Annotated in this window: 17 protein-coding genes; 9 read left to right on the top strand and 8 right to left on the bottom strand. The window is 55.3% G+C overall.

Annotation, left to right across the window (positions count from 1 at the left end; all coding sequences use genetic code 11):
* Nucleotides 1-102: 102 nt before the first annotated feature.
* Both B9Z46_RS09780 and B9Z46_RS09775 read left to right on the top strand, forming a co-directional pair.
* On the top strand, nt 103-621 hold the full coding sequence (locus B9Z46_RS09780; protein ID WP_108256083.1) for a (2Fe-2S)-binding protein: 519 nt from the start codon (nt 103-105) through the stop codon (nt 619-621).
* Complete coding sequence (locus B9Z46_RS09775) at nt 618-2,792, top strand: molybdopterin cofactor-binding domain-containing protein (RefSeq protein WP_108256081.1); 2,175 nt, start codon at nt 618-620, stop codon at nt 2,790-2,792. Before B9Z46_RS09780 ends, B9Z46_RS09775 begins: the two co-directional genes overlap by 4 nt.
* Nucleotides 2,793-2,798: 6 nt before the next feature.
* On the opposite strand, the gene B9Z46_RS09770 is transcribed toward B9Z46_RS09775, so the two are convergent.
* Genes B9Z46_RS09770 through B9Z46_RS09760 form a run of 3 tightly spaced genes read right to left on the bottom strand, consistent with a single transcriptional unit; the run spans nt 2,799 to nt 5,563 of the window.
* Entirely contained in the window at nt 2,799-3,506 is a 708-nt protein-coding gene (locus B9Z46_RS09770; protein ID WP_233245975.1) for a substrate-binding domain-containing protein, read from the bottom strand.
* 5 nt (nt 3,507-3,511) lie between these two features.
* Nucleotides 3,512-4,561 (bottom strand): tripartite tricarboxylate transporter substrate binding protein, encoded by a 1,050-nt coding sequence (locus B9Z46_RS09765; protein WP_335337956.1) that lies wholly within the window; start codon nt 4,559-4,561, stop codon nt 3,512-3,514.
* 45 nt (nt 4,562-4,606) lie between these two features.
* Entirely contained in the window at nt 4,607-5,563 is a 957-nt protein-coding gene (locus tag B9Z46_RS09760) for a tripartite tricarboxylate transporter substrate binding protein (RefSeq protein WP_108256455.1), read from the bottom strand.
* Nucleotides 5,564-5,833: 270 nt separating this feature from the next.
* Between B9Z46_RS09760 and B9Z46_RS09755 the strand changes: the two genes are divergently transcribed.
* Nucleotides 5,834-6,706: a fumarylacetoacetate hydrolase family protein gene (locus B9Z46_RS09755; RefSeq protein ID WP_055361820.1), complete on the top strand. Its 873-nt coding sequence runs from the start codon at nt 5,834-5,836 to the stop codon at nt 6,704-6,706.
* Nucleotides 6,707-6,798: 92 nt separating this feature from the next.
* Here B9Z46_RS09755 and metK read toward each other — a convergent pair whose 3' ends face one another.
* Nucleotides 6,799-7,983: a methionine adenosyltransferase gene (gene metK, locus B9Z46_RS09750; RefSeq protein WP_108256077.1), complete on the bottom strand. Its 1,185-nt coding sequence runs from the start codon at nt 7,981-7,983 to the stop codon at nt 6,799-6,801.
* A gap of 195 nt (nt 7,984-8,178) precedes the next feature.
* On the opposite strand from metK, the gene B9Z46_RS09745 reads away from it, so the two are divergent.
* Nucleotides 8,179-9,021: a lysophospholipid acyltransferase family protein gene (locus B9Z46_RS09745; RefSeq protein WP_108256075.1), complete on the top strand. Its 843-nt coding sequence runs from the start codon at nt 8,179-8,181 to the stop codon at nt 9,019-9,021.
* Entirely contained in the window at nt 9,018-9,911 is an 894-nt protein-coding gene (locus tag B9Z46_RS09740; protein ID WP_108256073.1) for a lysophospholipid acyltransferase family protein, read from the top strand. Before B9Z46_RS09745 ends, B9Z46_RS09740 begins: the two co-directional genes overlap by 4 nt.
* Here the strand turns inward: B9Z46_RS09740 and B9Z46_RS09735 are convergent.
* Nucleotides 9,884-10,774, bottom strand: a complete 891-nt coding sequence (locus tag B9Z46_RS09735) for an alpha/beta fold hydrolase (RefSeq protein ID WP_108256071.1) — start codon at nt 10,772-10,774, stop codon at nt 9,884-9,886. The genes B9Z46_RS09740 and B9Z46_RS09735 overlap by 28 nt on opposite strands.
* Nucleotides 10,767-11,375 (bottom strand): ribosome biogenesis GTP-binding protein YihA/YsxC, encoded by a 609-nt coding sequence (gene yihA / locus B9Z46_RS09730; RefSeq protein WP_055361821.1) that lies wholly within the window; start codon nt 11,373-11,375, stop codon nt 10,767-10,769. Before yihA ends, B9Z46_RS09735 begins: the two co-directional genes overlap by 8 nt.
* Nucleotides 11,376-11,628: 253 nt before the next feature.
* On the opposite strand from yihA, the gene B9Z46_RS09725 reads away from it, so the two are divergent.
* The 3 genes from B9Z46_RS09725 (at nt 11,629) to B9Z46_RS09715 (ending at nt 13,990) form a co-directional block, all read left to right on the top strand.
* Nucleotides 11,629-12,213 carry a cytochrome c gene (locus tag B9Z46_RS09725; RefSeq protein WP_369907437.1) on the top strand — a complete coding sequence of 195 codons (585 nt, stop codon included), beginning with the start codon at nt 11,629-11,631 and terminating at the stop codon, nt 12,211-12,213.
* Between the two features lie 161 nt (nt 12,214-12,374).
* Nucleotides 12,375-13,373, top strand: a complete 999-nt coding sequence (msrP, locus tag B9Z46_RS09720; RefSeq protein WP_108256069.1) for a protein-methionine-sulfoxide reductase catalytic subunit MsrP — start codon at nt 12,375-12,377, stop codon at nt 13,371-13,373.
* Nucleotides 13,373-13,990 (top strand): sulfite oxidase heme-binding subunit YedZ, encoded by a 618-nt coding sequence (locus tag B9Z46_RS09715; RefSeq protein WP_108256067.1) that lies wholly within the window; start codon nt 13,373-13,375, stop codon nt 13,988-13,990. The genes msrP and B9Z46_RS09715 overlap by 1 nt, the downstream gene beginning before the upstream one ends.
* On the opposite strand, the gene lysA is transcribed toward B9Z46_RS09715, so the two are convergent.
* Complete coding sequence (gene lysA / locus B9Z46_RS09710; protein WP_108256065.1) at nt 13,954-15,231, bottom strand: diaminopimelate decarboxylase; 1,278 nt, start codon at nt 15,229-15,231, stop codon at nt 13,954-13,956. The genes B9Z46_RS09715 and lysA overlap by 37 nt on opposite strands.
* Nucleotides 15,228-15,404: a lipoprotein gene (locus B9Z46_RS09705; RefSeq protein ID WP_108256063.1), complete on the bottom strand. Its 177-nt coding sequence runs from the start codon at nt 15,402-15,404 to the stop codon at nt 15,228-15,230. The genes lysA and B9Z46_RS09705 overlap by 4 nt, the downstream gene beginning before the upstream one ends.
* A 13-nt stretch (nt 15,405-15,417) precedes the next feature.
* Between B9Z46_RS09705 and cyaY the strand changes: the two genes are divergently transcribed.
* On the top strand, nt 15,418-15,741 hold the full coding sequence (gene cyaY, locus B9Z46_RS09700; protein WP_055359778.1) for an iron donor protein CyaY: 324 nt from the start codon (nt 15,418-15,420) through the stop codon (nt 15,739-15,741).
* The last annotated feature ends 14 nt before the right edge of the window (nt 15,742-15,755 follow it).

Below are 15,755 nucleotides of genomic sequence, written 5' to 3'. Positions count from 1 at the left end.
CATCTCCTGTGAGTGCTAATCATAAGGGCATTCGAATGAATTTCAAGAGCTTCCCTTTATATTGGGGCTGATTTCAGAGGGTTTCTCTGGCTTGGAAAGTGAATGTCAGCTCCTTACATCGAAATGAACCTCAATGGGCAGCCCGCCCAATTGGCTGCAGGCTCGTCTGGCAATGTGTTGTCAGCTTTGCGCCATCACTTGGGTTTGACGGCAACTCGTTTGGGTTGTGATCAAGAACAATGCGGTGCTTGCCATGTGCTAATCAATGGCCAATCCAAGCCCAGTTGCCAAATGCCCCTCGAGGCCTTGCAGGCTGCCAAGGTGGTCACATTGGAATCCCATGTGAACGACGACTTGCCCAGCACACCTTACTTAAAAGCACTGCAGTTGGCCTTCATCGTAGAGCAAGCCGCGCAATGCGGGTACTGCACCAGTGGGCTATTGATCAGCGCGACTGCCTTGCTGATGAATGCGCATGGAACTGTTTCTGATCTGCAAATCCGTGAAGTCTTGGAGCCGCATCTTTGTAGATGTGGTGCACACAACCGAGTTTTAAGGGCGGTGAAGAAAGCTGCACTTCAGTGCGGCTTGAAAGTGCTTGATTCAGAGGTGTCAGCATGAATCAGCAGCCAACCCCCTCCATAAGTTTGAAAACCAACCCCCTGCTGGCCCAGTGGCTAAGCTTTGAAGTCGATGGCACGGTGACGGTGTTCACAGGCAAAGCCGAATTGGGTCAAGGCATCTTGCATGCGCTGAAGCTAATGGCTTCCCATGAGCTCAGCGTGTCTGTGGCCAGCATTCACATCGAGGCAGCCAATACGCAACATAGCCCCGACGAGGGCATGACGTCTGGCAGCTTGTCCGTCCAAGATTCAGGTTTGGCCATTCGCCAAGCGTGTGCGCACGCAGCGCAGCTTTTCAAAATGCACGCATGCTCGTCTTACGCAGAATTGCGCTCAAAGCTTGATGCGCAGTTGCCTGTGGATGTCACTGTGCCCACCAAGTCCTCCGCCTTGAATTTGACCGAGGGCCGCGAAGACTTGGTCGCGCTTGTTCATGGCAAGCCCATCTTCCTTCACGACCTGGGAATTAATGTTGATCTGACTCCAATTAAAAACAATGGGGGTCAGATCAACATTAATTTTCTACATGGGCGGATGGTGCGAGGGCCTGGTTTACGTTGCACGTTGCGAGACGAAGGATGGACTGACGCTTTGGCTGCCATGTCTAAAGAGATCCAAGTGTTTCGGGATGGCAGTTTGATTGGCGTTGTTGCGCCTACTGAAGAATTGGCCGAGAAGGCTGTTGGCAGGTTGCAGCGTTTGTTGCAGTGGAATATTGAGGCCTTGCCTGATTGCCGTGAGGGCGGTGTTGATTTATCGGAGGTGGCGCCTGCGATGGATTCGCAGGTGTTTCATGAAGCGGGGCAGACTCAAGAAGCGAGCACTGGCGCGAAGGTGTACGAAGCCGTTTATTTCCGCCCCGCATTGCACCATGGGTCGATGGGGCCCAGTGTGGCGCTGGCGGTTTGGGAATCTGCTGAGGCCAACAGTGGTTTGAAAGTGTGGAGTCACACGCAGGGAATTTTCCCTTTGCGCAAAGATTTGGCGCTTGCGTTTTGCATCGATGCGAACCAAATTGAAGTTCAGCATGTGCGCGGCGCTGGCTGTTACGGACACAACGGTGCGGACGATGTGGCCTATGACGCGGCATGGTTGGCCAGTCATGTGCCAGGGCAGTGCGTGCGTGTGCAATGGACGCGAGAAGAGGAGATGCAGCAATCGCCTTTGGCGCCTGCGATGCGCGTGAAGTTGCAGGCCACGGTGCAAGCCAGCACTGGAACAACAAGCATTCGCGCGGCCAAAGATGGCGGCCCTATTGAGTTGCTCAGTTGGCAACACGATGTCTGGAGCCAAGGCCACAGCTCAAGGCCTGGCCGCGCAGCGACGCCGGCCTTCAAAGACAGTTGGCAAACAGCGCAAAAGTTTCCTGTGCTCGAGCCCATCAATGTGGCCGCAGCAGCAGGTGCTGGTGCAGAGCGCAATGCCATACCGCCTTACAGCAGTCAACACGTGAAGGTGAATGCGCACCGCTTGTTGGGCTTGCCATTCAGAACCTCTGCGTTGAGAAGTTTGGGCGCGCATGCCAATGTGTTTGCCTGCGAAAGTTTCATGGATGAAATTGCCAACGATCAAGATTACGATCCTGTGGCATTTCGATTGGACAAGCTTGAAGATCCTCGCGCCAAGGCGGTGGTGCAAACTTTGGCAGATCAAGTGAATTGGTTAGAACGTCGTCAAAGCTTGGCGCACAAAGAAGGCTGGGGTTTGGGCATTGCGTATGCACGCTACAAAAGCAAAGGCGCTTATTGCGCTGTGGTGGCCGAAGTAGAGGTGACGCACCAAGTGAACGTGCGCCGCTTGTGGGTGGTGGCGGACATTGGTGAAATCATTCATGCCGATGGCGCCATCTCTCAGTTGGAAGGTGGCGCCATTCAGTCCACCAGTTGGGCATTGAAAGAGCAAGCGCATTGGGATGCCCACCACATCACCAGCACGCATTGGGACGCGTATCCCATTTTGCGTTTCAGTGAAGTGCCCGAAGTGCACGTGCATTTGATGCCGGGTGATTCACACAACGCAACATCACTCAACCCGCCATTGGGTGCCGGCGAAGCCACGCAAGGTCCCACCACCGCCGCCATTGCCAATGCGGTGTTTCATGCGGTGGGCGTGCGTGTGCGGCAGTTGCCGATGACGCCAGACAACTTGGCCAAAGCTGCTCTGGCCTGAACTGAATCAGGTCAGGGGCAAGAAGCCGCCCTTGGCGCGCAGTGCTGCTTGCTCTGGACTGGTCAAAATGTCAATCATGGCCTGCGCTTCGACCTTGCATGTGCTGGTCGATCGAACGCCTGCGGTGTACATGGTGGCCAATTCAAATTCGAGGGGCAAGTTGGCCACCAAGTCAACGCCTTCGGTGATCAAAATCTCAGTGACTTGGGTGCACCCAATCACATGGGGGTCATCGCATGCTGCCATGGCATTCATGGCCGTGTTGCCGTTGGGGTAGGGGCGCAGTTTGCTGGTCACGGTCTCGGCAATGCCCAAGCCATTGAGCACCTTCATGAAGTGAATGCCAGCTGTGGCCAATTGGGGGTCGGGAAAATAAATGCCTGTGGCGGCCAGCATAGCGGCTTTGAGTTGCTCGGCTGTTTCTACGTGGGGATGCGGTGTGCCGTGCTTCACGGCAACGCCCGTTTTCACGGGGCCTAAATTGCGCGCACTGCCTGCCACCACATGGCCTGAAGCGGTGAGCTGTTCAATGAGTGCTGCTGTCAAAATGACCACATCACAAGGCGCGCCATCGATGAGCTTTTGCTTCATCAAGCCCACCGCACCAAAGGTGTTGGACAGCAGGGTGTTGGTGGCGGTTTCAATGGACGGCTTTAAAGCGTTGACCAAACCTTGAGCGGCACCGCCGCTGAGCAAATGAATAAAGCGTGACAAAAGAATTAGTCCAGTTTGATATTGGCCGACTTGATCACGTTGGACCATTTGGCAATGTCGTCGTTCAAGTATTTGTCAAACGCAGCAGGGTTCATGACCATGGGCACAGCGCCTTGCTTGGCCCATTGTTGTTTCACATCAGCTTGTGATGCAATTTTTGAAACGGTTTCGTTGAGTTTGTCGATGATGGCTTTGGGTGTGCCTTTGGGCGCCATCAGGCCTAACCAAATGGTGGCTTCGTAGCCAGTCACGCCAGCTTCGTTCAAGGTGGGGACGTCGGGCAATACATCTGAACGAGATTTGCCGCTGGTGCCCACTGCTTTCACTTTGCCCGCTTTGACTTGTTCTGTCATGGTGGTGACGGCATCAAACATCATGTCGACCTGGCCACCCAGTACGTCAGTGCGCGCGCCAGAGCTGCCTTTGTAGGGCACGTGCACCATGTCAATCTTGGCCATGCTCTTGAACAATTCGCCGGCCATGTGATAAGGCGTGCCAGGACCCGACGATGCGTAATTCAGCTTGCCAGGTTGTGCTTTGGCCACACGAATGACGTCGGCCAATGAGTTCATGCCTTTGGTGGGGTTGACCACCAACACCAGGTCTGAATAGTTGATGGGGGCAATGCCCACAAAGTCCTTCATCAGCGCGTAGGGCTTGTTGGGAATGAGGGTTTCATTCACGGTTTGCGTGTTGGACATCAACAGCAGTGTGTAGCCATCTGGTTGGGCTTTGGCTGCCAAGTCGGTGCCAATGACAGAGCCTGCACCTGGCTTGTTGTCGACCACAAATGATTGGCCTAAGTTCTCTTGTAGACGCTGCGCGATGAACCGCGCGTAGTTGTCGGCAGGACCGCCTGTGGCAAATGGCACGATGATTTTGACAGGATGGTTCGGGTAATTTTGCGCATGCGCTTGTTGCGACAAGAAGATGCCAGTGCCCATGACCAAAAGGCTGGCCAATGCAATCACCATGTTGCGACGCTTGCTTGCATGCTTGGACAGCGCTTTGGCCTGTGTGCCATTGCCATAAGTCGATTGACCGTAAGAGTTCATGTGTGTCTCCGAAATTTTGAAGATGAGTTGCAGTTCTGTTTGCGCTTATTCGACTTTGCCAATTTTCTTGACAACATCGGTCATGCGTTTGGCATCGGCTTGCACGTATTTTTCAAAGTCAGGGCTGTCCAAATACACCACGGGACTGCCTGTGTTTTGAATCACGTCGCGCACTTTGGCGTCTTGTGCCGCAACTTTGGCGGCGGCGCGAATGCGCTGTGCAATGGGCTCGGGGGTGCCGCTGGGAATGAACAGGCCAGACCACTGCGCATACTCGGCGTTGAAGCCCACATCTTTCAAGCTGCTCACATCGGGCAAGGACGCCAAGGCACCATTGCCCCAATGACCTAGCACGCGAATCTTGCCAGCTTTGACGTGTTGCAGCACGGTGGCGGGCCCTGTTGAAACCGCATCGATTTGTCCACCCAACATGGCCACCACGGCAGGACCTGCGCCAGTGAACGGAATGTGGGTCATTTTGACGCCAGCGGTTTGCGCCAAGATTTCCATGGGGACGTGCATGGTGCCGTAGTTACCAGACGAACCATAGTTGATGGCACCAGGTCGTTTACGTGCGTCTTCAATGAATTCTTTAACGGTTTTCCAAGGCGCGTCAGCGCGCACAGCCAAAACAGTGGGATCTGCGGTGTAGCGAGCAATGGGGCGCAATTCATTCAGCAAAAACATAGGGCTGCGACCCAACAAGGCATCCGCCTCTGGAATCACTGTCAAAGACGACAGCGCCATCAGCACGGTGTAGCCATCGGGCTTGGCGCGAGCCGCCACGCCCATGCCTATGCCGCCGCCTGCACCTGCTTTGTTTTCAATCACCACGGGTTGTCCCAACTCACGGCTCATGGCCTCGGCCACAGGGCGCGCCACAATGTCGGCCAAACCGCCAGGCGGGAAGGGCACGATCATGGTGATGGATTTGTTGGGGTAGGGCGCAGTTTGGGCAACGGCGCTGCCAGTCAAACCCATCTGCAAAAAGAGGCCACCCATCAAGCTGAGGGCAGTGCCCAATACATGACGTCGAGTTGCTTGGGTGGGACGGGTCCCATGGAAGAAATTCATGAAGTCTCCTGCGCTATTTTTTAGGGTGCATTGCTCGGGTGCAATGCCTTTGAAACGCACTCTAACACCCCGCTTTCTTTTTTGCATGAACCTATGTCACAAGGGGACATGTGGGCCGGTGACTTGGTCTCACCCCTACAAATTGCGGATGACGGCACAATAGAGGCTGTTCTCAATTTCACTTCCCAAACCAATACCATGCGCATTGCAGCCTTCTTCTACAAAGACCAACCTCACGTGGGTTTGGTGTCTCAAGATCTGAATTCCGTCACGCCTTTTGATCTGCCATTGGCCGATCGTGAACTGGGTGCACTCACATTGGTGGACACCTTGTCCCGCGGTGAAGCATTGCCCCCTCAAGGTGCTGCCATTGCTTTGAAAGACGTGCAGTTGCGCGCGCCATTGCCACACCCCCGCCGCAATATTTTTTGCGTGGGTAAAAACTACCATGCACACGCCAAAGAATTTGCCCGCAGCGGTTTTGACAGCAGCGCCAAAGCCGGTGGCGAAATTCCCGCCGAGCCCATCATTTTTTCCAAAGTGCCCGAGTGCGTCATCGCCACGGGCGAGGCGATCGAGATGCCTGCAGTGTCAACTGCCATTGACTACGAAGCCGAATTGGCCGTGATCATTGGCAAAGGCGGCAAGGGCATCACCAAAGCCGATGCCATGAAGCATGTTTGGGGTTACACCATCGTCAACGACGTGACGGCGCGCGATTGGCAAAACAAGCACATGCAATGGCATATGGGCAAATCCTTTGACACCTTCTGCCCCATGGGACCTTGGCTGGTGAGCGCCGACGAACTCGACGGCACCAACACGCATGTGCGTTGCTACGTGAATGGCGAAGAGCGCCAAAACGCCGCCACGCCCGATTTGATTTTTGACATTCCCACGCTGGTTGAAACATTGAGCGCCGGCATCACCTTGTACCCAGGTGATGTCATTGCCACGGGCACGCCAGTGGGCGTTGGCATTGGCTTTACACCACCCAAATACCTCAAGGCCGGTGATGTGGTGCGTGTTGAAATTGATGGCATTGGCGCCATCGAGAACCCCGTTAAATAAAGATCACATCGAACAAAGAAAAAGGGCAAGCACCTCGCGGTGTTTGCCCTTTTTTAATGTGCATCGCAAGGGATGCACTTGGCGTTTGAAAATTACTTCAAACCAGCAGCGGCGCGCAATGTGGCAGCCAAGTTGGTACGCTCCCAAGTGAAGTTGGGTTCGTCACGGCCGAAGTGGCCGTAGGCTGCCGTCTTGCTGTAAATGGGGCGCAAGAGGTCGAGCATTTGAATAATGCCTTTGGGCCGCAAATCAAAGTGCTCGTTTACCAAGGCGGCAATCTTGTCGTCCGCAATCACGCCAGTGCCTTCGGTATTGACAGTGATGTTCATGGGGCGCGCCACACCAATGGCGTAGGCCACTTGAATTTGGCACTTGGTGGCAAGACCAGCAGCCACAATGTTCTTGGCCACATAGCGCGCGGCGTAAGCAGCAGAGCGGTCCACTTTAGAAGGGTCTTTGCCAGAGAAAGCGCCACCGCCGTGTGGGCAAGCGCCGCCGTAGGTGTCCACAATGATTTTGCGACCGGTCAGGCCGCAATCGCCTTGGGGGCCGCCAATCACAAAGCGGCCTGTGGGGTTGATCAGGTACTTGGTGTCTTGCAGCCACTCTTTGGGCAGCACAGGCTTGATGATTTCTTCAATGATGGCTTCGTTGAAGCTGGCCTTCATTTTGGTGGCCGACTCGCTTTGGTCGGGGCTGTGCTGTGTCGACAACACCACGGTGTCAATGCTGTGGGGCTTGCCGTCCACATAGCGCATGGTCACTTGGCTCTTGGCATCGGGACGGAGGAAAGGCAAGCGGCCGTCTTTGCGCAGTTGCGCTTGACGCTCCACCAAACGGTGCGCGTAATAAATGGGCGCAGGCATCAAGTCGGGGGTTTCGCTGCAGGCGTAACCAAACATCAGGCCTTGGTCGCCAGCGCCGGTGTTGAGGTGGTCGTCAGACGCGTGGTCCACACCTTGGGCAATGTCATTGGATTGCTTGTCGTAGCAAACCATGACGGCACAGCCTTTGTAGTCAATGCCGTACTCGGTGTTGTCGTAGCCAATGCGCTTGATGGTGTCGCGCGCCACTTGGATGTAATCGACGTGCGCGTTGGTGGTGATTTCACCGGCCAGAACCACCAAACCGGTGTTGGTCAGGGTTTCGGCAGCCACGCGGCTGCGAGGGTCTTGTTCAAAAATAGCGTCGAGAATGGCGTCTGAGATTTGATCGGCGACCTTGTCGGGGTGGCCTTCGGACACGGATTCTGATGTGAAAAGATAGTCATTCGCCATGAGGGTTCTCCTAAAGTTTGGCATGCATGTTGATCTGCGCTACCTGAGCTTTGGGGCCTCGGCGAACGCTTTAGCAGATGTGTCCGAAGACAAGGCACAATCCGAGGCATGCGGTGCATGCTGATCAGACGGTGTGTGTCGCCCTGCAAGTTGCTCTGTTTAACTCAGCGACCGGCGTAGTTTAACAAATACAACATGATCTTTTGGTTTCGATTTTTGGCCCATTGGCCTTTGTGGGCTCTGCATGCGATCGGTCAAGTGATTGGCTGGCTGGCATGGCTGTTGTCGCCCACTTACAGGCGCCGGTTTTTGGCCAATGTCAAAACGGCGGGCCTGAGTGGCTGGCAAGTGCTGGGGGCCGTCGGCCAAGCCGGTTGCATGTCGACCGAGTTGCCGCGTTTGTGGATGGGGCGTCAGCCCAAAGTCGAATGGACCGAGGGCGCCTTCCAGACCATTGAAGCCGCTTATGGCGAAGGGCAGGGCGTGTTGTTTTTAACCCCCCACTTGGGTTGTTTTGAAATTTCTGCGCAGGCGGTGGCCAATGCATTCAGTGCTGCGCAAGGTCCCTTGACGGTGCTGTTTCGCCCGTCTCGCCAAAAGGGTTTGGCCCAAGTCATGGAAGCTTCGCGCGCCCGACCCGGGCTTGAAACAGCGCCCACCACCTTGGCGGGTGTCCGGCAAATGATCAAGGCTTTGCGCGCAGGTCGATCGGTGGGTTTGCTGCCCGACCAAGTACCCCCCGAAGGCATGGGCCAATGGGTGCCCTTCTTTGGCAAGCCTGCTTACACCATGACCTTGGCTGCGCGCTTGGCCTTGCAAACAGGTGCCAAGTTGGTTTTGGTCTGGGGCGAGCGCTTGTCATGGGGGCGCGGCTATCGCATCCATGCCAGCGTGTTGCAAGATGAATTGGCCAGCGACGTCGACGCTGTGGTGCTTCAAATCAACCAAGCCATGGAGCGTTTGATTTTGACGCGTCCCGAACAGTATTTGTGGGGATACGCCCGTTACAAACAACCACGGCAGGAGCCGCACGCATGAGCGTCCTGTTCATTGCGTTGATGCGGTTTTTGTCGCACTGGCCACTGCCTGCATTGCGGGTTTTGGGTCATGTGTTGGGCGTGTTGCTGTGGGCGGTGGTCCCCAGTCGGCGCCGCATTGTGCAAATCAATTTACGTTTGTGCTTTCCGCACAAGTCAGACGCTGAGATTCACCATTTGGCGCGTGCGCATTTTGTGCAGTTTGCCCAATCCCTGCTCGATCGTGCGTGGTTGTGGCACGCACCTTTGCGCTTGGTTGAACAGCGTTTGAGGTGGGTCGGTTCAGACTTGGCCATGGCGCAGTTGGCGCAAGAGGGCCCCAAGATTGTGTTTGCGCCGCACTTTGTCGGCCTGGACGCAGGTGGCTTGGCCTTGACCTTGAAAGCCAGCAAGCCTGTGGCCTTTATTTTTGTGCCGCAACACAACAAGGTGATGGATGCGTGGGTCAACCAAGGCCGTCAAAGAACGGGCAATGTGAAACCTTATTTCCGCCACGAAGGTGTCAAGCACATCATGAGTGGTTTGCGACACGGCGAGATGCTGCATCTCTCGCCCGACATGGACTTTGGGCCTGAAGAGTCTGTCTTTGTGTCTTTCATGGGCGTGCCTGCGGCCACCGTGCCTTCACTGTCACGCTTTGCCAGGTTGGGCCGTGCGCCTGTCATGAGTTTGGTGACGCGCATGACGCCGCAAGGTTATGAGATGGAAGTGTCCGAGATGTGGTCAGACTTTCCGACCGCCGATGTTCAAGCGGACACACAGCGCATGAACGATGAATTGGCCAAGGCCATTGAACGCACACCCGACCAGTACTACTGGGTACACAAACGATTTAAAACGCGCCCCGAGGGCGCGCCGGCTGTTTACAAGAAGGCCGAGATTTCTCGCTGAACGATTTGGGGGTGCTCATGCACCACCCAATGCGAGCCCTCTTCAATGGGCACGTAGGTGAGTTGGGGAATGTGCTCGGCCAGGCCTTCATTCAGGCTAGGCAACAAAGCCACATCTTTCAAACCCCACAGCAACAAAGTGGGCACGTTGATGCGCAACATGCTGTTGGGCAATTCCAAATTTTGCAGCGTGTTCTCACCAGGCTTGTTGGGCTTTAAGGGCGAGGCGCAGTAATAGTTGAGCCCACCTTGCAGGCCGCAAGACCACGCGGCGCGGTAGTGTGCTTTGACTTCGGGCGTGAGCCAAGTGGGCTTGACGCCTTTGGCTAAAAATCCAAACAACACTTCAAATTCATTGGCACTGAGTTCTGCAGCTGCTTGCGGCTCACAGAAATAGTTCATGTACTCGCTGGCCGCAATTTGCGCAGGATTGCTTTTCAAGTCGCGCAAGAAGGTGCCCGGATGCGGTGAGTTGATGATCACCAACTTGTGCATCAACTGCGGCAATTGGTTGGCCAAGTTCCAAGCCACACCGCCGCCCCAATCGTGCGCCACCAAGGCTTTCAAGGGCGCTCCACCCGCTTCAATTTGAATGAGGGCTGTAATGTCTTGCACCAAAAATTTGGCACGGTAAGACGCCACATCCGTAGGTTGGCTGGATTTTTCATAGCCGCGCAAATTGGGCGCAACACATCGATAGCCGCCGTTTTCGGGTTTGGAAAAATGCAGCAGCATCTCGTCCCACACAAACGCCGCTTCGGGAAATCCGTGCAAAAACATCAGCACGGGTTGACCTTTGGCGCCTGCCGCGCGGCAACTCAATTGAATGCCATGCGGCAGGTCTTGTTGCCAGGTTTCAATCATCGGTGTGTGTCCAATCCCACATCAGTTGCGCCAAATCCTCCACGCCTTGTTTCTTGAGTGCAGAAAACAGTTTGGCTTGACCGCCACCGGCTTGCAGTTTGGCAATGGACAAAGCTTTGGCGCCTTCAGAGCGGGTTAGCTTGTCCGATTTGGTGAGCAACACCAAAAAATTCAGGCCTTCTTCGACGCGGGGACGAATGACTTCCAGCAACACCTCGTCCAACTCGGTCATGCCCAAGCGGGGGTCACACAAGAGCACGATGCCCTTGAGGTTTTCGCGGGTGACCAGGTAGTTGGCCATCACTTTTTGCCAGCGTAGCTTGTCTTGCTTGGGGACGGCCGCATAGCCATAGCCCGGTAAATCGGCCAAAACAGCGTCGGTCACACCTTGTTTGCCCAGGGCAAACAGGTTGATGTGTTGGGTGCGACCGGGCTTTTTGGAGGCAAAAGCCAGCTGTTTTTGCTGGGTTAAGGTGTTGATGCAGGTTGATTTGCCTGCATTGGAGCGGCCCACAAAGGCAATTTCAGGGACATCGAGTTCGGGCAAATGGAACAGTTCGGCGGCCGTGGTCAGAAACCGGGCTGTGTGCATCCAACCCATGGGGGTGATGGCCTTGATTTCGGGCGTTTCGGGGGCAGAGGCCACTTTGGCAGGGGTTTTCCGCGGCTTGGCAGGGGCAGCTTTGGAGCTGGAAACGGGGCTGGTTTTGGTGGCCATTCAGGTCAAACTTTCAGGGCGTCAGAAATGACGCAAGCAGGCATTGTAGAATCCCATGGTTTAGCGCCCACTATTTCGGATGTCGTCCATGAAGTCAATGACTAAATTTTTGTTCGCCGCCTTCACATCAGTTTTGATGGTTGGCTCTGTTTTTGCCGCCGACTCAGCCCCCAAAGCTGCCAAGCCAGACCTGGCCAAAGGCGAGGCTATTGTGGCCGGTGTCTGTGCCGCATGCCACGCAGCCGATGGCAATTCCATGATTCCTGCCAACCCCAAGTTGGCCCAGCAGCACCCTGAGTACATCTTGAAGCAATTGCAAGAGTTCAAATCAGGCAAGCGTGCCAACCCCGTCATGATGGGCTTTGCCGCACAAATGAGCCCTGAAGACATGCGCAACGTGGCGTACTTCGTGGCCAGCAAGACTGCATCGCCCGGTTTTGCCAAAGAAAAAGAAACAGTTGCTTTGGGTGAAAAGATTTACCGCGGTGGCATTGCCGATCGCCAAATCGCTGCCTGCGCAGGTTGCCACGGCCCCAACGGTTCTGGCATGCCTGCTCAGTACCCCCGTTTGTCTGGCCAACACGCCGACTACACGGTCAGCCAGTTGACACAATTCCGCGACGGTATTCGCAAAAACAACCTGCAAATGACGCAAGTTGCAGCCAAGTTGAACGACCGTGAAATCAAAGCGGTGGCAGACTACATCGCTGGTTTGCGTTAATCACATAGGCTTGACGGCGAGTTAGCCGTCAACCTGCAAAATGGGCCTTTCGGGCCCATTTTTTTTGGCCGTGACAGAGGCCCTAGGAGGCGCTTTAACCCTTGCTTATACGGGGTTATGCCTGAAGTTTTCCAATGACATTCACACATTGAAAGTCCGCCATGCTCATTCGCACCCATCAAGATGGATTCATTCACCCGCTCAGCAGCGAAATCACCTCGCCTGAGGTCTATGCCACCCGTCGCCAACTGCTGCGCCAATGGACGGCCGGTGCAGCTGCTGCGGGCTTGTCTGTCTGGGCGCAGCGCGAAGCTTTTGCGCAGGGCGGCGGTGTTGCAGCCAAGCTGGCGGCCTTGCCCGCCACCCAGTCGCAAATTCAAGGCGCCATGACCGTTGAGAAATTGACGTCTCAACAAGATGCCACCACCTACAACAACTTTTATGAGTTTGGCACGGACAAATCCGATCCTGCACGCAAAGCGCACACCCTCAAAACATCACCTTGGTCGATTGAAGTGGAAGGTTTGGTGAAAAAGCCCACCCGTTTCAACTTGGAAGACATCATGAAGTGGGGCGCCATGCAAGAGCGCATTTACCGCATGCGCTGCGTTGAGGGGTGGTCCATGGTCATTCCTTGGATTGGGTACTCCTTGTCTGATTTGATTCGCCGTGTTGAGCCTTTGCCCAGTGCCAAGTATGTCGAGTTCATCACGCAGGCCGACCCGCAAACCATGCCGGGCCTGCGCGGTGGTTATTTGGACTGGCCCTATGTGGAAGGCCTGCGCATGGACGAAGCCATGCACCCCTTAACGCTGCTCACCTTTGGCATGTACGGTGAGGTCTTGCCCAAACAAAATGGCGCGCCTGTGCGTTTGGTGGTGCCATGGAAATACGGTTTCAAAAGCGGCAAGAGCATTGTCAAAATTCGCTTCGTTGAAAAGCAACCCCTGGTCTCTTGGGAAAAAGCGGCGCCGCAAGAATACGGTTTCTATTCCAACGTCAACCCCAAGGTTGACCATCCACGTTGGAGCCAAGCCTCCGAGCGCCGCATCGGCGAAGGGGGCTTGCTCGACAAGAAGCGCAAGACCCTCATGTTCAATGGCTACGAAGCGCAGGTAGCTTCGCTCTATGCCGGTATGGATTTGGCCAAGAACTTCTGATGTTGAGAAACCGCTTGCGCCAGCCCCTGGCCAAGTGGGTGCTGGTCGTGTTGTCCTTGGTGCCGTTTGCCTACTTGTGCGCCGGTGTCTACTTCGATAGCTTAGGCCCCAATCCGGCAGAGTATTTGATTCGCGCCAGTGGTGATTTGACGCTGCGGTTTTTGTGCATCACGCTGCTGATCACGCCTTTGCGCATCATCACGCAATGGCCAGAATGGCTGCTGTTCAGACGCAGCTTGGGGCTTCTGACTTTTTTCTATGCCTGCATTCATGCGCTGTGTTACAGCCTGCTGGACATGTCATGGGCGTGGAATGAGATTGCCCAAGACATTGTCAAACGTCCCTTCATTGCAGTGGGTGTGGCAGGCATGCTGTTGTTAACCGCCCTGGCCGCAACCTCGTTCAATGCTGCGGTGAAGGTCATGGGTGCCAAGCGTTGGCGGCAATTGCACCGTGCGGTGTATGGCATCGCGGTGCTTGCCATTCTGCATTTCTTTTGGATGCGCGCCACCAAAAGAAATTTCGACGAGGTCTGGCTCTACGCCGGTATCTTAGGTGTGCTTCTGGGCTTTCGCGTGGTTCACTTCACCAAGCGTTCGCTTTGGAAGGTGTCTTGAGGCGTTTCGCGCTCGCGAATCAAATGCACAACCTTGCCGTCGATCAACACTTCGGCCGCACGGCCACGGGTGTTGTAGTTGCTGGCCATGCTCATGCAGTAGGCACCCGCTGACAACACCGCCAAGGTGTCGCCCGCTTGAACATTCAACTCACGGTCACGGCCAATCCAGTCGCCGCTTTCGCACACGGGGCCCACCACGTCCACCAAGGTGGTGGCGCCGGCGCGAGGTGACACGGGCACGATGTGGTGGAAGGCTTGGTACATGGCAGGACGCGGCAAATCGTTCATGGCCGCGTCAATGATGCAAAAGTTTTTTTGCTCGCCGGGTTTCATGAACACCACGTCGGTTAAGCAGACGCCAGCGTTGCCGACCAAGGAGCGACCCGGCTCGATCATCAGTTGACGATCGCCATAGCCGCGTGCATCCAGCTTGGCCAACAACTGGTGCCACAGTTGATCGGCAGCAGGCGGTGTATCGCCGTTGTAGTTGATGCCCAAGCCACCGCCAAAGTCGATGTGGTGAATGGGAATGCCTGCAGCCTCAACTTCGGCCACCAAATCCAAGATGCGGTCCATGGCATCGAGGTACGGCGTGGCTTCGGTAATTTGGGAGCCAATGTGGCAGTCAATGCCCACCACTTTCAAACCAGGCAGGGCCGCAGCGCGTTGATAGGTTTGGAGCGCATGCTCGTGCGCCACACCAAACTTATTGCCCTTTAAACCGGTGGAAATGTAGGGGTGGGTTTTGGGGTCGACATTGGGATTGACGCGAAGGCTAACTGGTGCCCGAGTGTTGAGCGACAAGGCCACCTCGTTCAAAACTTCAAGCTCTGCATCACTTTCCACATTGAAGCAGCCAATGCCAATTTGCAAAGCTTGCTTCATTTCGTCGCGAGTTTTGCCCACGCCCGAGAAAATGATTTTGGCGGGTTCACCGCCAGCAGCCAAAACGCGCGCCAATTCGCCGCCCGAGACAATGTCAAAGCCACAACCCGCTTGGGCAAACACTTGCAAGATGGCCAAATTGGAGTTGGCTTTCATGGCATAGCAAATTTGCGCTTTGCGACCCGCAAAACCGCGCTGGTATGCTGCCAAGGCAGACAACATAGACGCTTTGGAATAGGCAAACACAGGGGTGCCAAATTGGGCGGCCACGTCTGCCATGGCCACGCCTTCCATGTGCAAGGACTCGCCTTGGTAAGCAATGTGAGGTTGACCGGGAAGTGCGTTGGCTGTCATGGTTCAGTTTTGGAAGGTGTCTGAGGGATCAAAGTTTGAAGCAAGGTGGCGCGGTCTGCCGCCAAGGGGTCTTGGGGGTGAACCAGCGGGCCTTTTTGGCCACAGGCGCTCAAAGCCACCGCACAAACCCCAAGGATTTGGGCAATGACTAAAATTCTCAAAACTTTGAACATGTGACGGATTGTAATGACCGACCTCGAATTTCTGGATACTGCTGAACGCCTTTTGTCACGCATTGAGGGCAGTTGCGATCGCATCAATGACGAAACCGATGCTGACATCGACAACCAGCGGGTGGGCGGCATGATCACCATCACCTTCAGCAACCGCAGCCAAATCATTGTGAATTTGCAAAAGCCCTTGCATGAAGTGTGGCTGGCCGCCAAGTCGGGTGGCTACCACTACAAGTTCAAAGAGGGCCAGTGGCAAGACACCAAGGGCCAAGGCGAGTTCTTTGAAAACCTCTCGCGTTTCGCGACAGAGCAGTCGGGTGTGCGCCTGAGTTTCTGACCAGCGGCGGCTTC

This window comes from Limnohabitans sp. Hippo4 (assembly GCF_003063605.1).
In the GTDB taxonomy this organism is placed as follows: domain Bacteria; phylum Pseudomonadota; class Gammaproteobacteria; order Burkholderiales; family Burkholderiaceae_C; genus Limnohabitans_A.
The sequence above is the reverse complement of the archived record's forward strand: the minus strand, read 5'-3'. Positions and strand labels throughout refer to the sequence as shown.